This window comes from Thermosediminibacter oceani DSM 16646 (genome assembly GCF_000144645.1).
In the GTDB taxonomy this organism is placed as follows: domain Bacteria; phylum Bacillota; class Thermosediminibacteria; order Thermosediminibacterales; family Thermosediminibacteraceae; genus Thermosediminibacter; species Thermosediminibacter oceani.
Map to the genome: position 1 here is coordinate 1,172,936 of NC_014377.1, position 22,529 is coordinate 1,195,464.

At 43.1% G+C, this 22,529-nt stretch carries 22 protein-coding genes and 1 pseudogene; 1 reads left to right on the forward strand and 22 read right to left on the reverse strand.

Going from position 1 to position 22,529, the window contains the following annotated elements; genetic code table 11:
* Positions 1–103 precede the first annotated feature (103 nt).
* From TOCE_RS05990 to rny, 9 genes are all read right to left on the reverse strand, one after another.
* On the reverse strand, positions 104–1,351 hold the full coding sequence (locus TOCE_RS05990) for a Glu/Leu/Phe/Val family dehydrogenase (protein WP_013275998.1): 1,248 nt from the start codon (positions 1,349–1,351) through the stop codon (positions 104–106).
* Between the two features lie 75 nt (positions 1,352–1,426).
* The gene (locus tag TOCE_RS05995; protein ID WP_013275999.1) at positions 1,427–1,963 is read right to left on the reverse strand and encodes a 2-oxoacid:acceptor oxidoreductase family protein; all 537 of its coding nucleotides are present in this window, start codon (positions 1,961–1,963) and stop codon (positions 1,427–1,429) included.
* A gap of 3 nt (positions 1,964–1,966) precedes the next feature.
* Entirely contained in the window at positions 1,967–2,785 is an 819-nt protein-coding gene (locus TOCE_RS06000; protein ID WP_013276000.1) for a 2-oxoacid:ferredoxin oxidoreductase subunit beta, read from the reverse strand.
* Positions 2,778–3,926 carry a 2-oxoacid:acceptor oxidoreductase subunit alpha gene (locus TOCE_RS06005; protein WP_041423883.1) on the reverse strand — a complete coding sequence of 383 codons (1,149 nt, stop codon included), beginning with the start codon at positions 3,924–3,926 and terminating at the stop codon, positions 2,778–2,780. The genes TOCE_RS06000 and TOCE_RS06005 overlap by 8 nt, the downstream gene beginning before the upstream one ends.
* Positions 3,916–4,158, reverse strand: a complete 243-nt coding sequence (locus tag TOCE_RS06010; protein WP_049817902.1) for a 4Fe-4S dicluster domain-containing protein — start codon at positions 4,156–4,158, stop codon at positions 3,916–3,918. Before TOCE_RS06010 ends, TOCE_RS06005 begins: the two co-directional genes overlap by 11 nt.
* 113 nt (positions 4,159–4,271) lie before the next feature.
* Positions 4,272–5,078, reverse strand: coding sequence for a PHP domain-containing protein (locus TOCE_RS06015; protein ID WP_013276003.1), 807 nt, complete (start codon positions 5,076–5,078; stop codon positions 4,272–4,274).
* Between the two features lie 94 nt (positions 5,079–5,172).
* The gene (locus TOCE_RS06020) at positions 5,173–5,433 is read right to left on the reverse strand and encodes a stage V sporulation protein S (RefSeq protein ID WP_013276004.1); all 261 of its coding nucleotides are present in this window, start codon (positions 5,431–5,433) and stop codon (positions 5,173–5,175) included.
* Positions 5,434–5,517: 84 nt separating this feature from the next.
* Positions 5,518–6,294, reverse strand: a complete 777-nt coding sequence (locus TOCE_RS06025; RefSeq protein ID WP_013276005.1) for a TIGR00282 family metallophosphoesterase — start codon at positions 6,292–6,294, stop codon at positions 5,518–5,520.
* Between the two features lie 54 nt (positions 6,295–6,348).
* The gene (gene rny / locus TOCE_RS06030) at positions 6,349–7,881 is read right to left on the reverse strand and encodes a ribonuclease Y (protein WP_013276006.1); all 1,533 of its coding nucleotides are present in this window, start codon (positions 7,879–7,881) and stop codon (positions 6,349–6,351) included.
* A gap of 329 nt (positions 7,882–8,210) precedes the next feature.
* Between rny and TOCE_RS12925 the strand changes: the two are divergent.
* Positions 8,211–9,244, forward strand: a pseudogene (locus TOCE_RS12925) (transposase family protein); the annotation flags it as partial.
* On the opposite strand, the gene TOCE_RS06040 reads toward TOCE_RS12925, so the two are convergent.
* From TOCE_RS06040 to TOCE_RS12760, 13 genes are all read right to left on the reverse strand, one after another.
* Entirely contained in the window at positions 9,238–9,912 is a 675-nt protein-coding gene (locus TOCE_RS06040; protein WP_013276007.1) for an AAA family ATPase, read from the reverse strand. The pseudogene TOCE_RS12925 and the gene TOCE_RS06040 overlap by 7 nt on opposite strands.
* A 13-nt stretch (positions 9,913–9,925) precedes the next feature.
* Positions 9,926–10,162, reverse strand: coding sequence for a hypothetical protein (locus TOCE_RS06045; protein WP_013276008.1), 237 nt, complete (start codon positions 10,160–10,162; stop codon positions 9,926–9,928).
* A gap of 3 nt (positions 10,163–10,165) precedes the next feature.
* Positions 10,166–11,617 carry an AAA family ATPase gene (locus tag TOCE_RS06050; RefSeq protein ID WP_013276009.1) on the reverse strand — a complete coding sequence of 484 codons (1,452 nt, stop codon included), beginning with the start codon at positions 11,615–11,617 and terminating at the stop codon, positions 10,166–10,168.
* Entirely contained in the window at positions 11,618–12,622 is a 1,005-nt protein-coding gene (locus tag TOCE_RS06055; RefSeq protein ID WP_013276010.1) for a metallophosphoesterase family protein, read from the reverse strand. It lies immediately after the preceding gene.
* A 1-nt stretch (position 12,623) separates the two neighbouring features.
* A complete protein-coding gene (gene recA / locus TOCE_RS06060; RefSeq protein ID WP_013276011.1) occupies positions 12,624–13,655 on the reverse strand; it encodes a recombinase RecA in 1,032 nt (343 codons plus the stop codon).
* A gap of 58 nt (positions 13,656–13,713) precedes the next feature.
* Positions 13,714–14,268 carry an RNA 2',3'-cyclic phosphodiesterase gene (gene thpR, locus TOCE_RS06065; RefSeq protein ID WP_013276012.1) on the reverse strand — a complete coding sequence of 185 codons (555 nt, stop codon included), beginning with the start codon at positions 14,266–14,268 and terminating at the stop codon, positions 13,714–13,716.
* Positions 14,269–14,375: 107 nt separating this feature from the next.
* Positions 14,376–14,501, reverse strand: coding sequence for a hypothetical protein (locus TOCE_RS12755; RefSeq protein ID WP_013276013.1), 126 nt, complete (start codon positions 14,499–14,501; stop codon positions 14,376–14,378).
* A 9-nt stretch (positions 14,502–14,510) separates the two neighbouring features.
* Positions 14,511–15,743: a competence/damage-inducible protein A gene (locus TOCE_RS06070; RefSeq protein WP_013276014.1), complete on the reverse strand. Its 1,233-nt coding sequence runs from the start codon at positions 15,741–15,743 to the stop codon at positions 14,511–14,513.
* Positions 15,744–15,795: 52 nt separating this feature from the next.
* Positions 15,796–17,283 (reverse strand): AAA family ATPase, encoded by a 1,488-nt coding sequence (locus TOCE_RS06075; protein ID WP_013276015.1) that lies wholly within the window; start codon positions 17,281–17,283, stop codon positions 15,796–15,798.
* 21 nt (positions 17,284–17,304) lie between these two features.
* The gene (locus TOCE_RS06080; RefSeq protein ID WP_148218394.1) at positions 17,305–17,817 is read right to left on the reverse strand and encodes a hypothetical protein; all 513 of its coding nucleotides are present in this window, start codon (positions 17,815–17,817) and stop codon (positions 17,305–17,307) included.
* 106 nt (positions 17,818–17,923) lie between these two features.
* Positions 17,924–19,249 (reverse strand): 30S ribosomal protein S12 methylthiotransferase RimO, encoded by a 1,326-nt coding sequence (rimO, locus tag TOCE_RS06085; protein WP_013276017.1) that lies wholly within the window; start codon positions 19,247–19,249, stop codon positions 17,924–17,926.
* Between the two features lie 123 nt (positions 19,250–19,372).
* Positions 19,373–20,236 carry a helix-turn-helix domain-containing protein gene (locus TOCE_RS06090; RefSeq protein WP_013276018.1) on the reverse strand — a complete coding sequence of 288 codons (864 nt, stop codon included), beginning with the start codon at positions 20,234–20,236 and terminating at the stop codon, positions 19,373–19,375.
* 85 nt (positions 20,237–20,321) lie between these two features.
* Positions 20,322–22,499: a DNA translocase FtsK gene (locus TOCE_RS12760; protein WP_013276019.1), complete on the reverse strand. Its 2,178-nt coding sequence runs from the start codon at positions 22,497–22,499 to the stop codon at positions 20,322–20,324.
* Positions 22,500–22,529: the final 30 nt, after the last annotated feature.

Sequence of the window (22,529 nt, forward strand, 5' to 3'; positions counted from 1 at the left end):
ATACTTTATCAATATAAATTATTTTCTCCTCTAACTATTTTCTACAAATAAAGGGAAAATCCTTTTTAAAATCCCTCCCCGCAGCGGGGAGGGATTTTAATTTTTATATCCTGCCTCTGAGTTTCAGTCCTTCAGCAATTCTCTTAATAGCTACCATGTATGCGGCTTCTCTCATTTTTACACCATGTTCTTTATGCATGCTGTATACTTCGTTGAAAGCTTTTACCATTATTTGTTCGAGTCTGCTGTTTACCTCTTCCTCAGTCCAATAGAAATTCATCAAGTTCTGAACCCATTCAAAGTAGGAGACCGTTACACCGCCGGCGTTGCAGAGGATGTCTGGTATTACCAGTATGCCCTTCTTATACAGTATTTCATCAGCTTCAGGGGTCGTCGGACCGTTTGCAGCTTCACCGACGATCTTCGCTTTTATATTGGCAGCATTCTTGCTGGTAATTACGTTCTCCAAAGCTGCGGGCACCAGGATGTCCACATCAAGCTCGAGCAGTTCTTCGCCTGTGATATCTTTGCTGCCCGGGAAGCCTTTAACGGTTTTGTTTTGTTTTTTGTATTCATTTAAAGCCATGGGGTCCATACCTTCGGGATTGTAGGCTCCACCCTGGGAGTCATTTACGGCAACGATCTTGCAGCCCAGTTCGGACAATAGCCTTGCCGCTACGCTGCCGGCATTACCGAATCCCTGAATGGCCACCGTTGCTTTCTTTAAGTCAAGGCCTATCTTATTGGCGGCTTCTCGGATTGTAAACATAGCTCCTCGAGCTGTTGCTTCACTCCGGCCTAGAGAGCCGCCGAGAATGATGGGTTTACCGGTAACAACTCCCGGAGTATAGTACCCCTTAAGCTGGCTGAATTCGTCCATGAACCATGCCATTACCTGAGCATTTGTGTAAACATCGGGCGCTGGGATGTCTTTTTCAGGACCGACAATAGGGCTTATCGCACGGAAATATCCGCGGGCCAACCTTTCAAGCTCACCCTTTGATAATTCCTTCGGATTGCAGCGTACTCCGCCTTTGCCGCCGCCATAAGGAATACCTACAACTGAGCACTTAAACGTCATCCAGGCTGAAAGAGCTTTTACTTCATCCATGGTAACGTCCGGATGGAACCTTACGCCGCCTTTAGCGGGCCCTAAAACGGTGCTGTGCTGAGAACGATATCCGATGAAGGTTTTTGTTGTACCGTCGTCCATTTTTACCGGAATGGAAACCTCGAGTACTCTTTCGGGATTCTTTAGCACTTCGTAAACCGAATCCTCGAGTCCTAGTTTGTCGCAGGCAGCTTTAATCTGTTTCTGAACAATCTCAAATGGATTTAAAGTTTCTGCCATTTGAAAACTACCTCCTATATATTTGTTAGCTAAGTTAACAGGAGCTTTTTGAAATCTCTATAATCCCCCCCCTGCTCAGGATAATTGTTCACCTAATTCAAATCCAGCATAAAGGGCTTTTTTATTCAATTCTTCAGTTCCCTTAGGTACCCTGTTCAGAACCGCTTTTTCTACTGCTTCCCGGGACACCACCTTAGTTAGAGCTGTAATAACGCCTACAGCCACTATATTTGCGACCATGCTCTTGCCTATTCTATCCCGAGCGGTTTCAATAATCGGTAACTGTATTACTTTATATGGAGTATCAGGCTTATTAATTGACGAATCTATTATGATGATCCCGTCAGATGCAAGGTTATCTTTAAATTTATTTAGAGCCTCATTGGTTAATGCTAAGAGTACTTGAGGCTTTGTCACCTTGGGGTAATCAATTTCCTCGTCGCTGATAACAACTTCTGCTCTGCTGGCACCTCCACGGGCTTCAGGCCCGTAGGACTGGGACTGCACGGCGTTTTTGCCGTCAAGGATGGCCGCTTCCGCAAGTATGATACCGGCGAGAATGAGGCCCTGTCCCCCGGAGCCGCTAAGTCTTATTTCTAAGCGCTCTTCCATCTTCTATTCCTCCCCTTGAGCCTTTTGGATAATCTTTTTATACTCCTCAGTATATTCCGGGGCATTTTCTTCGTAAAATTCACCAATGACGATCTTATTTGCCAGTTCTTCCCTCGACATTTTTTCAGCTGCCTTTACGGTAACAGAATTATCCCTCAACATCTCCATCATTTTTACGGGAGATCCCATCTTATTCTTACGCCCAAAGTAAGTCGGACAGATGCTTACGGTCTCCACTACAGAAAATCCCTTATGCTGTAATGCTTTTTCGATAATTTTTATCAATTGTGGTACATGATATACCGTTCCTCTTGCTACGTAAGTGGCGCCAGAGGCCTGGGCTAATTTGCAAAGATCGAAATTCCGGTCAATATTTCCATAAGGAGCGGTTGTAGCATAAGCTCCTGCCGGCGTCATGGGAGAATACTGACCGCTCGTCATTCCATAGATGCTGTTATTGAAAACAACAGTTGTTATGTCAATGTTTCTCCTGCAAGCATGTATAAAGTGATTGCCTCCAATGGCAGTGCAATCTCCGTCACCTGTTAAAACTATGACTTTTAAATCCGGATTCGCAAGTTTTAAGCCAGTCGCGAAAGCCAGAGCCCTTCCATGAGTTGTATGAAGGGTGTTGAAGTTAAGATATCCGGGCGCACGGGAAGAACAGCCAATCCCTGATACTATACATATTTTGTCCTTGTCCAATTTTAAATTATCAATTGCTCTGACCACTGCACCTGTTATTATCCCGTGACCACACCCGGGGCACCAGATGTGGGGCAATTTGTCAATACGAAAATATTTTTCTAGATTCTTACGCATTTTTGTTTACCTCCCGGACTTTTGCTATGACCTCATCGGGACTTATTAGTTCTCCGTTAAATTTATTCAATCCGATTACGTTAAATCTACCCTTTGCGGACGCCTCTACCACTTCTATCAACTGGCCATAATTCATCTCAGCAACAATGATGTTTTTTGTCGTCGGCGCTAGTTCCTGTATAGCTTTATGCGGGAATGGCCATATTGTTTTCAGGCGCAGCACGCCGACTTTTTCCCCTTCTTTTCTCAAGATCTTTGCAGCTCTTATTGCAGAACGTGCTGTGGAGCCAAAAGATACCACAACAGTCTCGGCATCTTCCGTATATAGTTTTTCGTAGTCAATTATATCGTCCAGGTTGTCATTGATTTTCCTCATAAGCCTGGATATTAAATACTCTGTAACAGCTGGACTCGTCGAGGGGAATCCTGTTATATCGTGAATTAGGCCTGTAACGTGATAAGGAACACCTTCGCCAAAGTTTACCATTGGAGGTACGCCGTCACCGTCATAATCCTGATAGGGATTGTATTGCTCTATTTTAGAAAAATCAGGCCTTTTTCTGTTAATTACTTTTATAGAAGCCGGATCGGGCAATTCTACTCTTTCGCGCAGGTGTCCCACAACTTCATCCATTAGGAGGATGCAGGGGACCCTGTATTTTTCCGAAAGGTTGAAAGCCCTTATGGTCATGTCGAAGACTTCCCTCACGTAAGAGGGAGACAGTGTTATTATCGGATGGTCTCCGTGGGTTCCCCATCTAGCCTGCATCACATCTCCCTGAGCCGGCATTGTGGGCTGCCCGGTACTTGGTCCTCCCCTTTGAACGTCTACAACTACACACGGAACCTCGGTCAGGCAGGCAAAACCTAAGTTTTCTTGTTTCAAAGAGAATCCGGGTCCGCTGGTAGCAGTCATTGCTTTAAGGCCGGCGAGAGAAGCACCTATTACAGCCCCCATACTGGCTATTTCGTCTTCCATCTGAATAAATTTGCCGCCTACTTTTGGCAGTCTTTCGGCAGCGATTTCCGCTATTTCCGTCGATGGGGTTATGGGATATCCGGCATAGAACCTCATTCCTGCAGCTATTGCACCTTCAACGCAGGCTTCGTTACCCTGCATCAATCTTGGCTTACTGGTCATTGTCATCATCTCCTCCAACCACTATGGCAAAATCCGGGCACCTGAGCTCGCACAACTTGCATTTTATGCAAGCTTCGAGATTAACCACAACGGGTTTTCCGTTTTCCAACGAAAACACCTTTTTCGGGCAAAAAGCAACACAGATGCCACAACCCTTACAGACTTTTTCTTTGACCATAATTTCTAACTTTTTTTCTGTCACGGTATCACCTCTATCTCTTCGGTACGACATATTTCGATGTATTATGTATTCTATATTCCAGGGAAATATCCTTCTGTATATTGAGGGAAAAAATAAAAATACACAAAAAATTGGTTTATTGTATACAATCGAGTGCAGGGATTTTATATTTTTTTGAATCGCTTTAGCTCGACGACATATTCGTAAGGCACCGGTCGGCTTCCCATGAGCAGAGGAACTCCGTGACAATCGGAACCTCCCGTCATCAGAAGCCCGTATTTCATCGCGATTTTTTTATAGTATTTAACTCTTTCATCATCGTGTTCTTTGTGATATACTTCAATTCCCTGTATGCCATAATTTATCAAGGATTTTACTATTTCCTGTTTTTTCAAAACGCCGGGATGGGCTATAACCGCTATTCCTCCGCATTTTTTTATTAAATCCACAGCAAAGTATGGGGTAAGTTTTTGCCTTGGCACATAGGCCGGCTTTCCCTGGTCAAGGTAGAGGGCAAAGGCTTCATCTACCGAGGAGACAATTTTTTTATCAATAAGCACTCTTGCCACGTGGGGTCTACCGATCGATGATCCCGACGCTTTTGCTTGGACTTCTTCAAAACTTATTTCGATCCCTAGTTGTTGGAGTTTCTCAATTATTTTTTTTATACGATTGATGCGTTCCTCCTGCAGCGCACTCAATGTCGATTTCAGAGTATTTCCTAGATAGTCGATGTAATATCCAAGAATGTGGACTTCTTCGCCGTAATAGGTGTTTATCTCGATACCTGGAATTACCTCAAGCATCGGATATTTTTTTGCCCTCTCCACAGCTGGAACTATACCGTCCACGGTATCATGATCGGTTATGGCAATTGCTCTTAAATTTAAAGAGAATGCTTTGTCCACCACCTGTTCCGGTGTAAGGGTACCGTCGGAAAAGGTGGTATGCAGGTGAAGATCGACTTTCATTCTTTCGCCTCCAAAATCTAAAAAGCCTGTTTATTAAATAAACAGGCTAAAATGCTAATAATCCACCAAACAACACCACATTATTTTTGGTCTATTAACGGGGTTCTACAATTAGTTTTATGGCCGTTCTCTGCTGACCATCTATTTCTATATCCGTAAATGCCGGAATGCATATCAAATCTATTCCGCTAGGGGCTACATATCCTCTGGCAATGGCTATTGCTTTTACTGCCTGATTCAAAGCCCCGGCTCCGATTATTTGAATTTCTGCTCCTCCTTTTTCTCTTATTACACCGGCTAAGGCTCCAGCTACTGCATTAGGATTGGATTTAGCCGATACTTTTAATACTTCCATTTGTGAATTCCTCCTTATATCATTTGCTAATTAAATTATTCTATGTGTTTTGGTAAATTCCTGTTATTTTAGGAAGAATTTTAATTATTTTATATTTATCCTTTGAATTTTTCGGGCAAGACCTGATGTATTATCTATTTCAACGACAATGGCATTGAGCTGGGATATGCCTTTGGCCACTTCGAACTTGCTGGGCATCTGTGTCAGGAATTTTCTTATTACGGGCTCACGTTCAATACCGAGGATCGAATCGTAAGCTCCGGTCATTCCGACATCGGTTATATAAGCGGTTCCTTCAGGCAGTATTCTCTCGTCGGCGGTCTGTACATGGGTATGGGTGCCGGCAACCAGGGATACTCTGCCGTCAAGGTACCACCCCATGGCCTGTTTTTCCGAGGTGGCTTCCGCGTGAAAATCTACTACTATTATATTTGTAACTTTTTTGAGCTTTTCTAGCTCTCTGTCAGCGGCACGGAAAGGACAGTCCAGGCTTGGCATGAATACCCTTCCGGAAATATTAAGTATTCCTATTCTTAAACCTTCGTCTATGTCCACAACCTGCGAACCTCTTCCGGGCGTTCCCGGTGGATAATTGGCCGGCCGTACCATTCTTAACTCTTCTTCTATAAAGTTAAATACGTCCTTATTATCCCAGACGTGATTCCCCATCGTTAGAAAATCTATTCCGCATGCGAAAAGTTCCTCCGCGATTTTTTTTGTAATGCCGTTACCTCCTGCGGCATTTTCAGCATTGGCTATAACGAAATCTATATTTAATGATTTTCTAAGATCAGGAAGAGTTTCTCTTATAATACTCCTGCCAGGTCTTCCTACTATGTCTCCTATTAACATTATGTTCAATGTTTTCAACTCCTTTTACATTTTGCAAAAAAAGTGCGCAAAGGCTGCGCACTTTTATTTTGCATATTCAGTAGCTCTGGTTTCTCTTATTACGTTAACCTTAATCTGGCCCGGATATTCAAGTTCTTCTTCAACTTTTTTCGCGATGCTTCTCGCGAGCTCTATGGCTCCTAAATCATCCACTTCTTCAGGTTTTACCATTATCCGCACTTCGCGACCTGCCTGAATAGCGTAGGCTTTTTCAACACCTTTAAACGAATTGGCAATTGCTTCAAGTTTTTCCAGCCTTTTAATATAAGCTTCCAGGGTCTCTCTGCGAGCGCCCGGCCTGGCCGCTGAAATAGCGTCAGCCGCCTGAACCAATATGGCTTCAATTGTCATCGGTTCTACATCGTTGTGGTGAGCCGCTATAGCATTCACCACTTCGGGAGATTCACCGTATTTTCTAGCAAGTTCCGCACCTATCAGCGCATGAGGACCTTCTATATCCTGATCGACGCTCTTTCCTATATCGTGCAGCAAACCGGCCCTTTTGGTTATCTGCACATCTACTCCGAGTTCTGCCGCCATGGCTGCTGCCAGGTGAGCAACTTCTATGGAATGCTGCAGCACGTTCTGCCCGTAGCTGGTCCTAAATTTAAGTTTACCCATATATCGGATAAGATCGCTGTGGAGGCCGTGAATGCCCGTATCGAAGGTAGCTTTTTCTCCTTCTTCCCGTATAATGTTTTCAATCTCCTTCTGAGCTTTCTCTACCATTTCTTCGATTCTTGCTGGATGGATTCTACCGTCAATAATTAGTTTCTCGAGAGCTATTTTTGCTATCTGGCGCTTTATGGGGTCGAAAGCGGAAAGGATAACGGCTTCAGGAGTATCATCGATTATCAGATCTACACCCGTTAATGTTTCGAGAGCCCTTATATTTCTTCCTTCCCTACCTATGATCCTGCCCTTCATCTCATCGTTGGGTAGAGTCACAACCGACACGGTGGTTTCCGCAACATAGTCGGCGGCACACTTTTGGATAGCATAAGATATTATCTCTCTAGCTTTTTTCTGTGCTTCCTCCTTTGCCTGTGCTTCTATCTCCTTTATCATCATTGCCGCTTCGTGGCGGATTTCTTCTTTAACCTTGTTAAGCAAGAACTCTTTAGCTTCATCGGAAGTCATTCCTGAGATTCGTTCAAGTTCGCTCAGCTGTTTCTTGTAAAGCTCATTGACGTTGTCGTAAAGTCTGTTGATTTCCATTTCTTTTTTGGCTATAGAGTCTTCTTTTTTTTCCAGCATCTCGGCTTTTCTGTCTAGAGCTTCTTCTTTCTGGACCAACCTCCGCTCCGACCGCTGGAGCTCGTTCCTTCTTTCCTTCAACTCCTTTTCGAAATCGTTTTTTAGCTTTAAGATTTCTTCTTTAGCTTCTACCAGTGCTTCCCTCTTTATCGACTCGGCCTTGTCTTCTGCTTCTTTTATTATCTTTTTAGCTGCTTCTTCGGCAGAGATTATTTTGGCTTCGGCAATGTATTTTCGTATAAAATAGCCAATAACAAAAGCTATTAATCCAACAACTGTATATATCAGTACATAAGTAATACTTGTTCACCTCCTTGTAAATCTGGTGTAAAAGGAAAGATAAAACAAAAAACCGAGGGGAACTCGGCTTTTAAAATAGAGTAATACTCTAATTTAATTTATTTCGTGCCCCCAAACCTCCTAAAGCCACTTCAATGTATAAAGCTTCCTATTTCATTTTATACTTTTTTGATATCCATGTCAAGCAAGACTAATATTGGAATTGTAGATGAGCCACAGTTTCGTTCACACTACTTTATTAAAGTGAAAAAGACATTGCAAAGGGTGGGTATCCCTGGGGTATTATGGATATGGAACAACAGAAACCCACTAAGGAGGGATCCCACCCAATGACATTATACCAAAAACTTAAAGCTTCGGGTAATCCCCAGGCTGTTGCTCAAATCACTATCTCTTTACTTGAGTCTCATTCCGTTAAAGAAACCGCTAAAATCTTGGGTGTTACTCCAAGATGGGTGTATAAATTAAGAGAGCGTTTCAGGCTTTCTAATGGGGATATATCGGCCTGTATCAAAAAACGAGGACCTAAATTCCGCATGCCTAACAGAACTCCGGAGCACATCGAAAATTTGGTCGTTACTCTGGCAGCCGTAAACACAAGACGCTTACCGGCTCCCGCCGATTTGCTACAGATTTCTCCGCCTTCGAACCTTTGCAGCTCTGGCAGATCGATGCAAAACATATCGCCGATCAATCGGCTTTGCCTCCCGAAGCTTATGCATCTATTTTCAAAAATAAGCTGCCTCCTTTTCAGTTCACTGCTATTGATATTAAAACAAGGTTGCGCTTTATTGCGTATGCCGATTCTCTCGATTTTAAAAATGGGTTGACTTTCATGCTGCTTGTGGCAGCCTGGCTTAGAGCCTTCGGTGTAAAACATCAACTCTTCTTTCAAACAGACAATGGAGCAGAGTTCGGAGGCAGTGCCGGCTCTCGTAAAAGAAAACTCATTCAAAAACTTATTTTCGATCATTGGAACGTATCTTTGCTTAATATCCCGGAAAGGAATAAGGAAACAAATTGCTTCGTTGAACGCTCTCACCGCACTGATGATGAGGAGTTTTACGCTTTAAACTTGAAAAAAGTAACTTCAAGGACTTCATTCCTAAAGATGGCTCAAAATTGGATACTATATTTCAACTACAGGCGGCCGCATTTTGGCAAAAACATGAATGGAATGACTCCTGTTGAGGCGTTGAAGTTTTATCGCTGCTTTTATCATCCTGCAATTGGTTCTATGCCTGTAGTTGTTTTGGATCAGCTTTCTAATTACACTTCTTTGCTTTTTGACATCTCTTCTTTGCCCTGGGATAACCTGCCCAGAAATAAAAAGCTATTGAACGAAACTATGGCACATTACAGACTAATATTGGAATTGCAGACAGTAACAACGCTCTTACCGTCTTTTAACTCTACCTTGTATGCCAAATCCGCAATTTCGCTTAAAAACTGGTTGTGGGTTACCATGATTATCTGCCTTCTGAATACTTGGCTAACTTGTTTCAAAAATTGGGCTACGTTTGAAATGTACTCGCTGCTGACGTGCTTTGCCGGCTCGTCCAGGATAATCGGCCCGTTTATGTAGGTATTGCTGCACTGTATTACAGCTATTCTCAAAGCCAGCGAAATTACGTCAACGATACCGCCGCCTCTAGCATCCTGAGGTTTCGTCGTTATTCTGTTGTCGCCGTACGACGAAACGACGTAAAACTCAGCCTCGGGTCTTCCCCTTACCTCGCTGAGCTCAATCTTAAACTCGATATTTTCTCCAAATATAAACTGTAGACATCGGGTTACTAACATTTCTATCTGTTGCTTCGCCTGTTCGCGGGCGTATTCGGAAGTTTTCTGAAGCAGTATTCGTACCTGTTCCAATAGATCTGTTTTTCTTTTTAATTCTTCTAATTGTACAATTCTGTTCTTTTTATCTTCTTCTAACTTATCCCTAATGCTTTTCCTTGCCGTGTAATCCAAGACGAGTTCGTTGGTTTTCCTCTCGAGCTTTTCTATAGTTTCTTCGAATTCTTGCATATTTTCATCACCCCTATAATTCTTCGGGGAGGAGTTTCCTGGCTTTCTCGATGAGCGAATTTATCTCTCTGGTAAGGTTTTCAATTTCCGCATCCAGGTTTTCCGGTTTGACGTTCAGTTTATCGAGTTCGTCGAGAAGTTGTTGTCTTTGCTTCTGAAGCTCTTCTAGCCGGGCTTCAGCTTTATACCTCATCGCCTTAGCCTTATCTATTTTCATCTTCAGTTCCTGTATCTCTTTTTCAGCGTCCATGAATCATCCCCCGCTTTTTAATATTTCCGCTGCTATTTTTTCAGCTCTGGTATCGTCAATGGGATTCATACATGTAGGGCATTTAGAAAGCCTTCTTAGAAGGGCCGCATAACTTGAGGCAAGACTAGCCAACTCTTTATAAACCTGATCTAAATAGGTTTGACCTCTGGATATCACGGACTCTACGTCTTTTAAAGACTGCTTAAGCGATTTGAGAGAGGACAGTCTCAAATGGAGTTGCGATATTTCGTCGAGGTAAGAATCAACCTCACCTGTGTATTTATATCTTTGGATCTCGCGGTTTATGAGGTTGATTTGAGACTTTACCCGGTTTTCCCTTTCCTTGATTCTATTTAATTCAGCGAGCTTCATGTAAAGCATTTCTAGCTCGGAAATTAGCTTAACGGCTTGAGGTAAGTCTTTGGTTTTTGAAAAGATTTTCTCTATCGCCGATATTTCAGCATCAACTTCCGCCAGTTTTTCCCTCCAAAATTTCAATTTTACAAGGTCAGCGAATAAAGCGGAGGCCTGCTGGTGGCAAAGAACCGCCTCTTTTAAGCTGGCGGTTTTTTCTATATTCCTCTTTTCCTTTTCCATTTCTCTTTCGACGTTTTGCAATCTCGTTCTGCAATCGACGAGGTAAATTCTCACTTTTACAGCATACTCGATTTTTTCCAAGGCGTTTTCGGCATCCGAAACGGATTCCAATTTCTTTAAAGTTTCGCTGAGGACCCTTATTTCACTATCGCTCGAAAGGAGCTGTTCTCTTATGCCGGTTAATTTTTTATACAAATGGTTTTTTTCCTTTAAAATTCCCAGGATGTCTCGGAGCGAATGTATTTTTTTCTCGATGAGGGGAAGGTCCTCGTATTCTCTCAATTTGGTTTTTATTTCTTCCAGTTCGTTAGCAACAGCCTTGCTTCGTTGCTCGGCCTCAGCAAGGTCCCTTATAGTCGACCTTTGAGCCGCGTCAATGATGTGAATACCTATGAGCCTCCCCAGAGCCTTTGCTCTGATACCGGCGTTTTCCGATATCAGGAAAGGTCCTTCCAGCTGCTCTGCCAGGTTTACCGCGGCACTGGAATCCCTATCCAGGTATATTTTGGGTATCCTGTGAGCCCTGACAATTTCAAGGGGCACGGTATTTCCGAAGCCCTCAAATATTTGTTCCTTCCCGTCTTTTCTCAGTATGTACCTGTTCTTGTTGTTCCCTCTTTCTCTTATTATCACCGTACCGTCGTCCATCTCCACTGACACGCGGCAGAAATTACTGCCTACCGAGATGAAATCGGTACCGCGCGGCTCATTATATAAAACCCATTTTAATGCCCTGATTATGGCGCTCTTGCCCTGATCGGTAGGTCCCAGTATCACCGTCAAACCTTCGTCAAAGGTTATTTCGGTATCTTTGTGGGATTGAAAATTTTCAAGCCTGATTTTTTTTATGTAGCCCAATTAGCTCACCTCGAGGTCTTCACCGTCTTTTTTTGAAATAGTTTCCTGGACTTCTCCTATCCTTCTCAGCGCCTCTTTGACCACTTCGGCACTGAGGTTCTGTTTTTTCGCTAGTTCGTCGATTATGTTGAATATGTTAGTAAAATTGTATTCTCCAGCAGAATTTATGCCTTGTATAAATTCGGCCAGTTTTTTCTCTCTGAAAGAGTCGGCCTCCAGTTTCTGCCTGTCAAAGACCTCCTGTCCCGGAAGGGCACATTTTAGAGCTCTTTTTTTTATTTTGATTCCTTCATTTGTTATGTCGAATAAGATTACCCCTGGTATTCTCGTGAGTTCTGACAGACTGCTGTCTATTCGCAAAAGACTCCCCGGATTGACGAAGTACTTGTCTTGGATATTAATAATACCAAATCCTGCGTGATAATGACCACAAAGGGTTAAATCAGCCTCGGTTTTTAGGACGTCTTCGATCAGGGTATAAGAAACTCCGGTAAAAAACGGCTTATCGAGAAGCATCCCGTGAACCACATGCACTGCGAAATTAACGCCGGGATCTTTTTTTATACAGTAACCGTCTTCTTTACCCTCTTTGTCTAAGCCATAATAATAATGCTGGCCGGTTAGCTGAATTTTAATCCCGTTGTCGTTAAAGAATATTTTTTCACCCGGATTTATGAGTTTCACGATCCCTATGGAATCCAGAACTCCAAGCATGGTGCGGTTTATAGTAGCCGGATTTTGACCGTAAATATCGTGATTGCCTGCAACGGCGTAAATGGGAGCCTTCAAATCTCTTATTAAAACCACAAATTCTCTGATGAGAGAAGGTGATACATCCGGTCTGTCAAATATATCTCCTCCATGAAGAACCACATCCACGGCTTCTTCATGGGCTATATCTACTACTTCTCTTATTTTTTTGAAGAGGGTTTCTAGAAAATTATCCTTGCGATTCTGAGGAATAGTTCCCCTTATATGGGTATCGGTGAAAAACAAAAAACGCATACTACGCCCCTTCTTCGGTACCTTCTGTTTTCTTGGATTCGGACTTGACAAGATTGAATTTTTCCTTTACCTTCAATTCAATGGCTTTCAGCACTTCGGGGTGCTCCTTTAAGTACTGTTTGGCGTTTTCACGACCCTGACCTATACGTTCTTTTTCATAAGAATACCATGCACCGCTTTTTTGTATGATGCCCGCTTCTGTGGCAAAGTCGAGGACACAGCCCTCTCTTGATATGCCTTCGCCATACATAATATCAAACTCGGCACTTTTAAACGGCGGTGCCACCTTATTTTTAACTACTTTTACCGATGCTCTAGTTCCTACTACATTTTCGCCATCCTTAATTACACTCGTCTTTCGGACCTCCATGCGCACCGAGGCGTAAAATTTTAGCGCCCTCCCTCCTGGCGTGGTCTCGGGATTGCCAAACATCACGCCCACCTTTTCCCTGAGCTGGTTGATAAATATTGCAACGGTTTTGGACTTGCTTATGGAACCGGCTAGTTTTCTCAAAGCCTGGGACATCAACCTGGCCTGGAGCCCTACATGGGCCTCTCCCATCTCCCCTTCCAACTCAGCTTTGGGTACCAGCGCCGCTACCGAATCTATTACTATTACATCCACCGCGCCGCTCCTCACAAGAGCTTCCGCTATTTCCAGAGCTTGTTCCCCGGTATCCGGTTGAGAAATGAGAAGATTATCCGTATCGACTCCCAGCTTGCGGGCATATGTCGGGTCCAGGGCGTGTTCAGCGTCGATAAAGGCCGCCGTGCCGCCGGCCTTTTGGGCTTCTGCTACAATATGTAAAGCCACCGTAGTTTTACCTGAGGATTCAGGGCCGAATATTTCTATTATTCTTCCTCGCGGAACTCCGCCTACCCCTAGAGCTATGTCAAGGGGAAGCGCTCCAGTAGGTATTACCTCGACGTTGAACTTGGATTCAGCTTCTCCCAGTCGCATTATAGAGCCTTTCCCAAATTGCCTTTCGATCTGGGCTAAGGCCATTTCCAGAGCCTTTTGTTTTTCCATCATAGGGGAATCCCTCCAAACATTTGTTCTTTCTTGATTATACAACAACGGAATTAGGGTGTCAAATAAGACCTTTTAGCTCGACCCTAAAAATTTCCGTATATACGGGTCCTTCCTTAAAAAGCTGACTTTTCATAAAATAAAGTTCTTTTACCGTAAAAGATACAGAAAAATCCGCTTCCCTGGGTATTAAGCTTGGGTCTAAGCGGGACTTGATTCTTCCGATCGTAAGGTGTGGAGAAAAGGGTTTTGGGTCGAAATCTATATTTAAAGCCCGTAGGGTCTTATCGATGTCCTCCCTTAATCGGTAAAGTTCATCGCTTTTTTCGATTCCTATCCAGAAAACTTTCGGATTTTTTGTATTAGGGAAAAAACCAGACCCGTGCAGGTTGAGAATAAAGGGGCGGTGCCTGGCGGATATGCTGTTTAATGTATCGCAGACGAGAGGCACCTTATCGACCGGGAGTTCTCCCATAAATGCAAGGGTTATGTGATAATTCTCCTCGCTGACCCATTTTATGCCCTCTAAAAATTTGAGCTTATCCACGAATTGGGAAACGGATTTTCGAGTGGCGGGATCGAGTTCAATGGAGATAAAACACCTGATGCTATTCAACCTTTTGGTCCTCCTCCGCGAAAAACATTCTATCAACTTGAAAACCCTTTTTCAAATTGGAGACTTTGATGACATCGAAGGGAACTAAACTTGCATTTCCGGTACGTTCAAGCTTTTTTAAGTAAAGCAGAGCTGCCGAAATCGGACATTATGTTCATATAACGGTTCAGCTCATTTAGTTTGGCCCCTGCTATTGAAACTGTAACCAGGGTAAGCACCTTCCTGAATCTCACTCAATCACCCTACTTTAAAAGGCTTTTTCTCAAGAGGTGAAGGGCAGCATTGGCGGCCCTTTCCTTTATTTCGGACCTGTTACCCGAAAAAAGGTGCCTTTCTACAATGCAATCTGAGGCGTCGGAGTAAGCGATGTAAACCAGCCCTACAGGTTTTGCCGCTGTGCCGCCTTCCGGACCTGCAATCCCCGTTATCGAAAGGCCCAAATCGGTTTCGGAGGACCTTCTTACACCGTCCGCCATTTCGAGGGCGGTCTGTTCGCTTACAGCGCCGTATTTTTCTAGAGTTTCCCTCTTCACAAAGAGAAGCTCTTCCTTAGCTCTGTTGCTATATGAAACTATGGCCCTGTCAAGGCTCTTGGAGATGCCGGGTACCTCAGTTAGTTTATGGGACACAAGGCCGCCCGTACAGGATTCGGCAATAGCTATAGTTTTATTTAGTCTTAGAAGCAATCGTGCAACTATTTCTTCCACTTTTTCGTCATCATAGGCGTATAAATATTCTCCGACTCTTTCGGTTATTTTAAGTTCCACGGGAGCGATCATGTCCATAGCTTCTTTTATACTGCATGCCTTTGCTGTAATCCTTAGGGTTACCTCTCCCATTTTAGCCAGAGGAGCTATCGTTGGATTTGTCTGGCTTTCAATCAAATCCTTAATTTTTTCTTCCAACGTTGATTCGCCGATGCCGTAAAATTTCAATACCCTCGAAAAAATCACACCGGAAGACTTTTTTGATATGTACGGGATAACATACGCCTTAAGCATGGGTTCCATCTCGAAGGGAGGACCCGGGAGCATTACAACAATCCTCCCATCCCATTCCAACAGTACACCCGGAGCAGTGCCCTTATCGTTCGGGATTGCAATTGACCCTTCCGGCAACAGAGCCTGCTTCAAATTGTTATCGGGCATTTCCCTGCCCCTTTTTTCGAAAAATTCTCTGATTCTCGCAAGACTAGATTCATCTAATACCAGCGGGAGATTCAGATATTCGGATATTGTCTCTTTAGTGAGGTCGTCTTGAGTTGGGCCGAGGCCGCCTGTTAGTATAACGGCCTCGGAGCGGTTCCAGGCTGTGTGAAATACTTCCATTAATCGCTCTCTGTTATCTCCCACACTTGTATGATAGTATACGTCAACACCGATTTTTTGTAGTTCCCGGGAAATTATCTGGGCATTGGTGTTGGTTATCTGACCCAATAACAATTCGGTGCCTACGGAAATTATTTCTGCTTTCATAAAATCACCTCATAAAAAATTCTCCATTTTTGTCCGTAACCCTTTTTTAAAATTACGCCGCCTTAAAATTTTTTAGATCCTTTAAAAAGCTTCTGAAGGTTTCTCCGTCGATCTTTTCGTTTTCCATAAGGTAATCGATGATGGTGTTCAGCTCGCCTTTGTGTTTTTCAATGATTTCCTTCACTTTCTCTTTCTGGGTGTTGATTATTTTAGAAATTTCTTTATGAAGTTCTTTCAATGGAACAGAATCTCTATCCACGACACCCATATCGGACATTCCGGAGAATACAATTTCCTTTGCAAGGTTTACGGCTTGATCTATATCCCCGGAGGCCCCTGTACTGCCGTCGCCGAGCACGATTTCTTCGGCTGCGGCTCCGGCCAGTGCGATGGCAATCTGTGCCTCGAGGTGATTTTTGGTATAAAGGTACATATCATCTTCCTGTTTTTGCCGCATGTAACCCAAAGCTCCTCCCCTGGACGTAACCGTTACGGTAGATACGGAATTAGGTCTAAAATACTCACTGATAAGGGCGTGGCCGCATTCATGAACTGCAATACGTCTCATCTCTTCTTTTGTGGGCTTTCTGTTCATTTTTTCACCCATTATAACTTTGTCTATAGCTTCCATAAAATGGCATTGACTTATAACCTTCTGTCGCGATCTCATAGCCAGAATAGCTGCCTCATTGCATAGGTTTTCCAGGTGAGCTCCCGAAAAGCCGAAAGTTTCTCTTGCTATCTGTTCCAGATTTACGTCATCGGCCAGAGGTTTATCTTTGGTATGCAGCTTTAAAATCTGGTATCTGCCTTCCTTATCAGGAAGGTCCACCTTGACTATCCTGTCGAATCTCCCAGGTCTCATAATGGCTGGATCCAGTATATCGGGCCTGTTGGTGGCGCCGATCACCAGAATATTCACATCGTCGTCCTTAGCCGATAATCCGTCCATTTCCACTAGCAGCTGATTCAGGGTCTGGTCGTACTCCATATGGCTGGTGTTTTTGCCCCTAACACCGGCGATTACTTCGATCTCGTCAATGAAAATCACGCAGTGTTTTTTCGAGTTTTTTCTCGCCAGGTCCCTTGCGGTTTTAAATAGCTGCCTTACCCTCTGAGCGCCGACCCCCGCGTACATCTCTATAAATTCGCTGCCGGAAGCTGAAATAAAGGCTGAGTCGATATAACTGGATGCTGCCTTTGCCAATAATGTTTTTCCTGTACCGGGAGCACCGGTGAGAAGAATACCCCTCAACGGCCTTATACCCATTTGCTTGACTTCATCGTAGTTTTTTATAAAGTCCAGAGCTTCCAGTAATTCGTTTTTAGCGGTTTCCTGTCCTCCTATGTCTTCAAAAGTCACGGATTTACCGCCTGTGGCCACTCTGGAGGGATTTTTTATAATACCGGACTTGTCCATATAATTTTGAAGCACATAAGCGAGTAAACCTATAACTGCAAAAGGCAGTGCGTTTACACCGTTTATAAGCAAAAAAACCGTTACCGCCAGAGCTATTCCTATCACAACTTCCACAAACATATTTCTCCCCTCCCAAAAATTCTAACTCCTTTTTATTATTTTATAGAAAACGCTCCGATCATTCTTGATTTTAAGATAGAGATTTTCGGCATCAAGAAAAACCGAGATATCAATTTTATATTTGGCTTCCAGTTGATCGAGATGTGATCTCATTTTGATAAATTCACCGGTTTTTATTCCTTCGTAGACGATAAACTGCACTTCCCGATTATATATATTTTCAAGATTTTTGTCGGGCTTGTTCAATATTTTTACAGCGAAAGGCCGCCCCTTGAGCAAGCCGAATGCAGTGTTGTAAATATCCTCATAGGTTTCCTGCAAGTTGTCCACATCTTTCAGATAAATTTCGAGAATCACGCTGCCGGTCTGTTTTTTAATATTTACCTGATCTATATATTCTTTCTGGGAGAAAGTCTTTAAAAGAGGCCTGTATGCGACAAATTTAGAAAATAATTGCTGTCCACCCATCAATATTAAAAGCGAAAGCAAAAACGCCGCAATAATGTACCGCAACTTATTTTTATCGATATTCAACGATTTCACCCCGGTTAAATCGAATATATGTTTACATAATATTATTATAACACACCGATCTACCTGTGTCATAAAAATAAAGAAGGCATATTATGGAAATGCCTTCTTACTCTACAACTTCTCCCATAAGGTCGTATTCGAAAGCTTCGGTAATTTTTACCCTGTAGAACCGGCCAAGCTGGCGTACCTCTCCCTGGAACATTACGGTGCCGTCGACACCCGGGGCATCTTTTTGTGAACGGCCAATGAACATCTTTCTTGCCGGATCGTAACTTTCGGCCAGCACGGTTATCGTCGACCCGAGCATTTTCTCATTGTTCATCTTTGAAATGACCTGCTGGACTGTCATGAGCTGGTCGTACCTCTCTTGCTTAACTCTTTCGGGCACCTGGGGCTTCAGCGTAGCCGCATACGTACCTTCTTCTCGGGAATACTTGAAAGCTCCCACCCGGTCAAAACGGTATATTTTTACAAAATCGATGAGCTCTTGAAAATCCGAGTCCGACTCGGTCGGAAACCCGACTATAAAAGTGGTCCTTATGGTTATATCGGGTACAATGATCCTTATCTTTTCGATCAACTTCTTTATCTGTTCGGAATTTATTGGTCTATTCATAAGCCTTAAAATCCTGTCGTTTATGTGCTGCAAAGGAATGTCCAGATATTTTGCTATTTTGGTGCTCGAGGAGATAAGTTCAAGAAGCTCATCGTCTATATGCGTAGGGTAAGCGTATAGTATTCTGATCCAAAATTCGCCTTTGATGTCCACGAGAGCCCTTAGCAGGTCCGGAAGCGAAGGTTTTCCCGATATATCCATGCCGTAACTCGTGGTGTCCTGGGCTACAAGGTTTATTTCTTTAACTCCCTGTGATACGAGGAGCTCTACTTCTTCTTTTATGGATTCTATGGGCCTGCTTTTATAGGGACCCCTTATCTGCGGTATGGCACAATAAGAACAGCAGTTGCTGCAGCCCTCGGCTATCTTGACATAGGAAAAATAGTTAGATGTTCTTACCCGCTTTTTAATATCGTAATTTATAAAGCTCCTGTTTTCGGTAATAATTTTTAACCTCGAATTATTTAACTTCTCAATTAATCCCGGCAATTTGTGAAAATCGCCTGTTCCGATAACAGCATCCAATTCGGGTATTTCTTTTAAAATGGCATCTCCGTACCGTTGGGCCAGACAACCGGTGGCGATCAGCATTTTACAGTTACCACTTGTTTTATACTGGGCCATTTCAAGGATGGTGTCTATGGACTCTTGCTTTGCCGAGTTTATAAAACAGCAGGTATTTATTATGATAATATCCGCTTCACTGGCATCGCTCGTAATGACATAGCCGTTTTCCAATAATGCTCCCAGCAGGTATTCAGAATCCACGAGGTTTTTATCGCATCCGAGCGATACAAGACCTATTTTTTCTTTCACCTTTTTCCTCCCTGTTGAGATATTTTTGAGATATTTCGTCGGAGAAATTCTCTCGTTATAATAAAACCTATAATAGTATACAATAGATTGAAAAGATAAGTAAAGCACAAAAAAATGAGGAAATCATTGTTCCCTCATTATTACCAGATCTTTAACTTTAGTAGGATTTTTAGCCGTTAGATTAACTTCTTTACCGTTAAGGTTTACCCTGACAACCGGTGGATTTCCCACCCGGATGGTTATGCTGTCCTTTGCTTCCCATACCTTGGATTCCCCGGCACCCAGAGTACCTTCGAATTCGAAAGCATCATCCTTTTTTACCGATACCCAGCATCTATCTCTTTCGACTTCAAATTTAACGTTTATTATATCGGCTTCCACAGTGTAGACAATCTTCCTGCCATCGTCTTCGACCAAGTGTATAACGCTGGTATTCTCTTTATTTTCTTCAGGAGGAGCCTGAACCGGTTCGGATTCGGTTTCTACTGCCGGATTGCTATTTACAGGTGGGGGCGTTTCAGGTTCAATAGGCACTCGAGTCGAGGTTTTTATAAACGCCGACACAACTACTATAGAGATTGCCAGGATTAAAGCTGCAGTTAAAAAGAATTTATAATGTTTTCGTAGAGGACTAAAAATAAACTCCGGCTTTTTCTCTTCATCTAAATGTTGTTGAGGTATTTCTTCTTTTATGATTTGTTCCTGTAATTCGTCTTCGATAGCAGGAGGAGCCGCTATTTCTTTGTACCGCTCAAGAATTGCTTTTGAATCCAAACCCACTGCTTCCGCATAATTTTTCAGAAAACCCTTTATGTAAACTTCTCCTCCCGGAATTAATTCGAAATTACCGTCTTCTATTGCAGATAAGTACTTAATCCGAATCTTTGTGTCTTTCTGAACCTGTTCCAGTGATATATTCTTTGAAAGACGGGTTCGTTTTAAATACTCACCGAGTTCTCTTAAATTGTTTACATCCTTAGGTTCCAACGTTTTCCCTCCCTATAGTAGGATTATTATTTCCCAGGTAACAGCAATATTCCCATTTTTAGTTATTTTTTCGACTAATAACTTACTATGATTCGCCAAAAAACTTCTCGAATTGTTCTTTTGTTATTAAGATCTGTCGAGGTTTCGTACCTTCATATCCTCCTATAAACCCTTTTTCTTCCATCTGATCTATCAGCCGGGCTGCCCGCGCATAGCCGATTCGTAGCTTCCTTTGGAGCAAAGATACGGAAGCCTGGCCCGTTTCTATAACAACCGAGACTGCCTCTTTGAATAGTTCGTCAACGTTATCATCGCTTTTGGCTGACTGGGGCTCTTTAAAATCCGATAGATTTTTTTCGTAACAGGGTTTCATCTGTTTTTTAATAAATTCTACCACATATTCCACTTCTTTTTCGCTCAAAAATGCCCCCTGTATTCGTATAGGCTTGGCCGCGCCCACGGGGAAAAACAGCATATCCCCTTTTCCCAGCAATTTTTCTGCTCCGGCCATGTCGAGTATAGTCCTTGAATCCACCTGTGACGATACCGCAAAAGAAATTCTGGATGGTATATTCGCCTTTATTAAACCCGTTATTACGTCTACCGACGGCCTCTGAGTAGCCACAACCAGATGAATCCCTGCAGCGCGGGCCATTTGTGCCAGCCGGCATATGCTATCTTCCACGTCTCTAGGTGAAACCATCATGAGGTCTGCGAGCTCATCGATTATTACGACAATTTTGGGAAGTTTATTTTCTTGGCTGATCTCGTTATACCTGTTTATTTCTCTTACACCGGCCTGAGCAAAAAGCTGATATCGCCTCTCCATCTCCGATACCATCCAGTTAAGAGCTGCAGCAGCTTTTTTGGGGTCTGTTAAAACGGGGGTCAACAAGTGAGGTATGCCGTTATAGGTTGTAAGTTCGACTACTTTAGGGTCGATCATCATAAATTTTACCTCATGGGGAGAAGCTTTGTATAAAATACTGGTTATAATGGTGTTTATGCATACGCTTTTACCGGACCCCGTAGCCCCGGCTATTAAGAGGTGGGGCATATCAGCAAGATCAGCAACTATGGATTTCCCGGCTATATCTTTTCCTAAAGCTATGGTCAGCTTTGAAGCAGAGTTTTTAAATTCCGGGGATTCGATTACATCTCTGAAATAAACTTTTGAGATTTCTCTGTTAGGTACTTCTATTCCGATGGCAGCTTTCCCTGGTATGGGGGCCTCGATGCGGACGTCAGGTACCGCAAGGCTCAACGCAATGTCATCGGACAGACTTACTATCCTGCTCACCTTTACGCCGGGTGATGGCTGTACTTCAAATCTTGTAATAGCAGGTCCGCAGCTTACCTGAACCACCCTCGCTTGTATACCGAAACTTTCAAGAGTTTTTTCAAGGATCTGCGCATTATTTAGTAGTTCTTTTTCACTAAAGCTACCCTGTTTTGATGAGCTTTTTTGGAGCAAACTAACCGGGGGTAAGCTGTATTCGGAATCATTAAACTGCTTGTCAGCACAAATGGTAAGGTCGCTCGTTTCTGCTGTCTTTGCCGTTTTGGATTTCTCGTCCGCTTCTGAGCTATCGGGGGCAGTTAAAATTAAAGTTTTCTCCATATCAAGTTCCTTTTCATCTTCTTTATTATTTGCCTTTTCTACCACTGCTGCAGCGGCATTATTGACGATTTGAGGCCTTTTCACCGCGGATTTTTCTCTTTTTGCTTCAACTAAACTCTTTATTATTCCAGAAATGGAGACACCCGTGGCAAGAATTATGCCTATGCACAGGAGTGCGCCTATCACCACATAGGTTCCAATGGGTCCGAATAAACCGTAAAGTATCGATGTGCCCAGTTCTCCAAGTAAACCGCCCCCCATTCCTTTTTCTCCCATATCTGCGCTTTTTCTTATTCTGTCAAGAATGCTGAGATTTAATAATTGAACGTGGAGGCTTATATGTAGAACTACCAGCGTTATAGCCATTATCATTAATAATCCGTAGATTCTAGGTGTAAAATCGGGGCTCTTTTTACGCAATATGCAGTATAACCCCCATACAATTACGACGGAGGGTATAATGGGCGCCCCTGCGCCGGCCATTCCTCTAAGGTTTTTTTTCAATAAAAGACCAAAGGTGCCCACTGTGTCAGTATAAATTGACGATATTCCCAGTATACCTGCGCAAATTATCAAAATACCGTAAATTTCCCAGCGAATATCATTATGTAAGCTGCGTACATTTTTTCGGGGATTTTTCACATTAGAACACCTCTATGATTTTTATATTCT

Coding starts and splice junctions, on each gene's coding strand:
- TOCE_RS05990 (WP_013275998.1), bottom strand. CDS start 1,351: ATGGCAGAAACTTTAAATCCATTTGAGATTGTTCAGAAACAGATTAAA.
- TOCE_RS05995 (WP_013275999.1), bottom strand. CDS start 1,963: ATGGAAGAGCGCTTAGAAATAAGACTTAGCGGCTCCGGGGGACAGGGC.
- TOCE_RS06000 (WP_013276000.1), bottom strand. CDS start 2,785: ATGCGTAAGAATCTAGAAAAATATTTTCGTATTGACAAATTGCCCCAC.
- TOCE_RS06005 (WP_041423883.1), bottom strand. CDS start 3,926: ATGACCAGTAAGCCAAGATTGATGCAGGGTAACGAAGCCTGCGTTGAA.
- TOCE_RS06010 (WP_049817902.1), bottom strand. CDS start 4,158: ATGTCGTACCGAAGAGATAGAGGTGATACCGTGACAGAAAAAAAGTTA.
- TOCE_RS06015 (WP_013276003.1), bottom strand. CDS start 5,078: ATGAAAGTCGATCTTCACCTGCATACCACCTTTTCCGACGGTACCCTT.
- TOCE_RS06020 (WP_013276004.1), bottom strand. CDS start 5,433: ATGGAAGTATTAAAAGTATCGGCTAAATCCAATCCTAATGCAGTAGCT.
- TOCE_RS06040 (WP_013276007.1), bottom strand. CDS start 9,912: ATGCAAGAATTCGAAGAAACTATAGAAAAGCTCGAGAGGAAAACCAAC.
- TOCE_RS06045 (WP_013276008.1), bottom strand. CDS start 10,162: ATGGACGCTGAAAAAGAGATACAGGAACTGAAGATGAAAATAGATAAG.
- TOCE_RS06055 (WP_013276010.1), bottom strand. CDS start 12,622: ATGCGTTTTTTGTTTTTCACCGATACCCATATAAGGGGAACTATTCCT.
- recA (WP_013276011.1), bottom strand. CDS start 13,655: ATGATGGAAAAACAAAAGGCTCTGGAAATGGCCTTAGCCCAGATCGAA.
- TOCE_RS06070 (WP_013276014.1), bottom strand. CDS start 15,743: ATGAAAGCAGAAATAATTTCCGTAGGCACCGAATTGTTATTGGGTCAG.
- TOCE_RS06075 (WP_013276015.1), bottom strand. CDS start 17,283: ATGTTTGTGGAAGTTGTGATAGGAATAGCTCTGGCGGTAACGGTTTTT.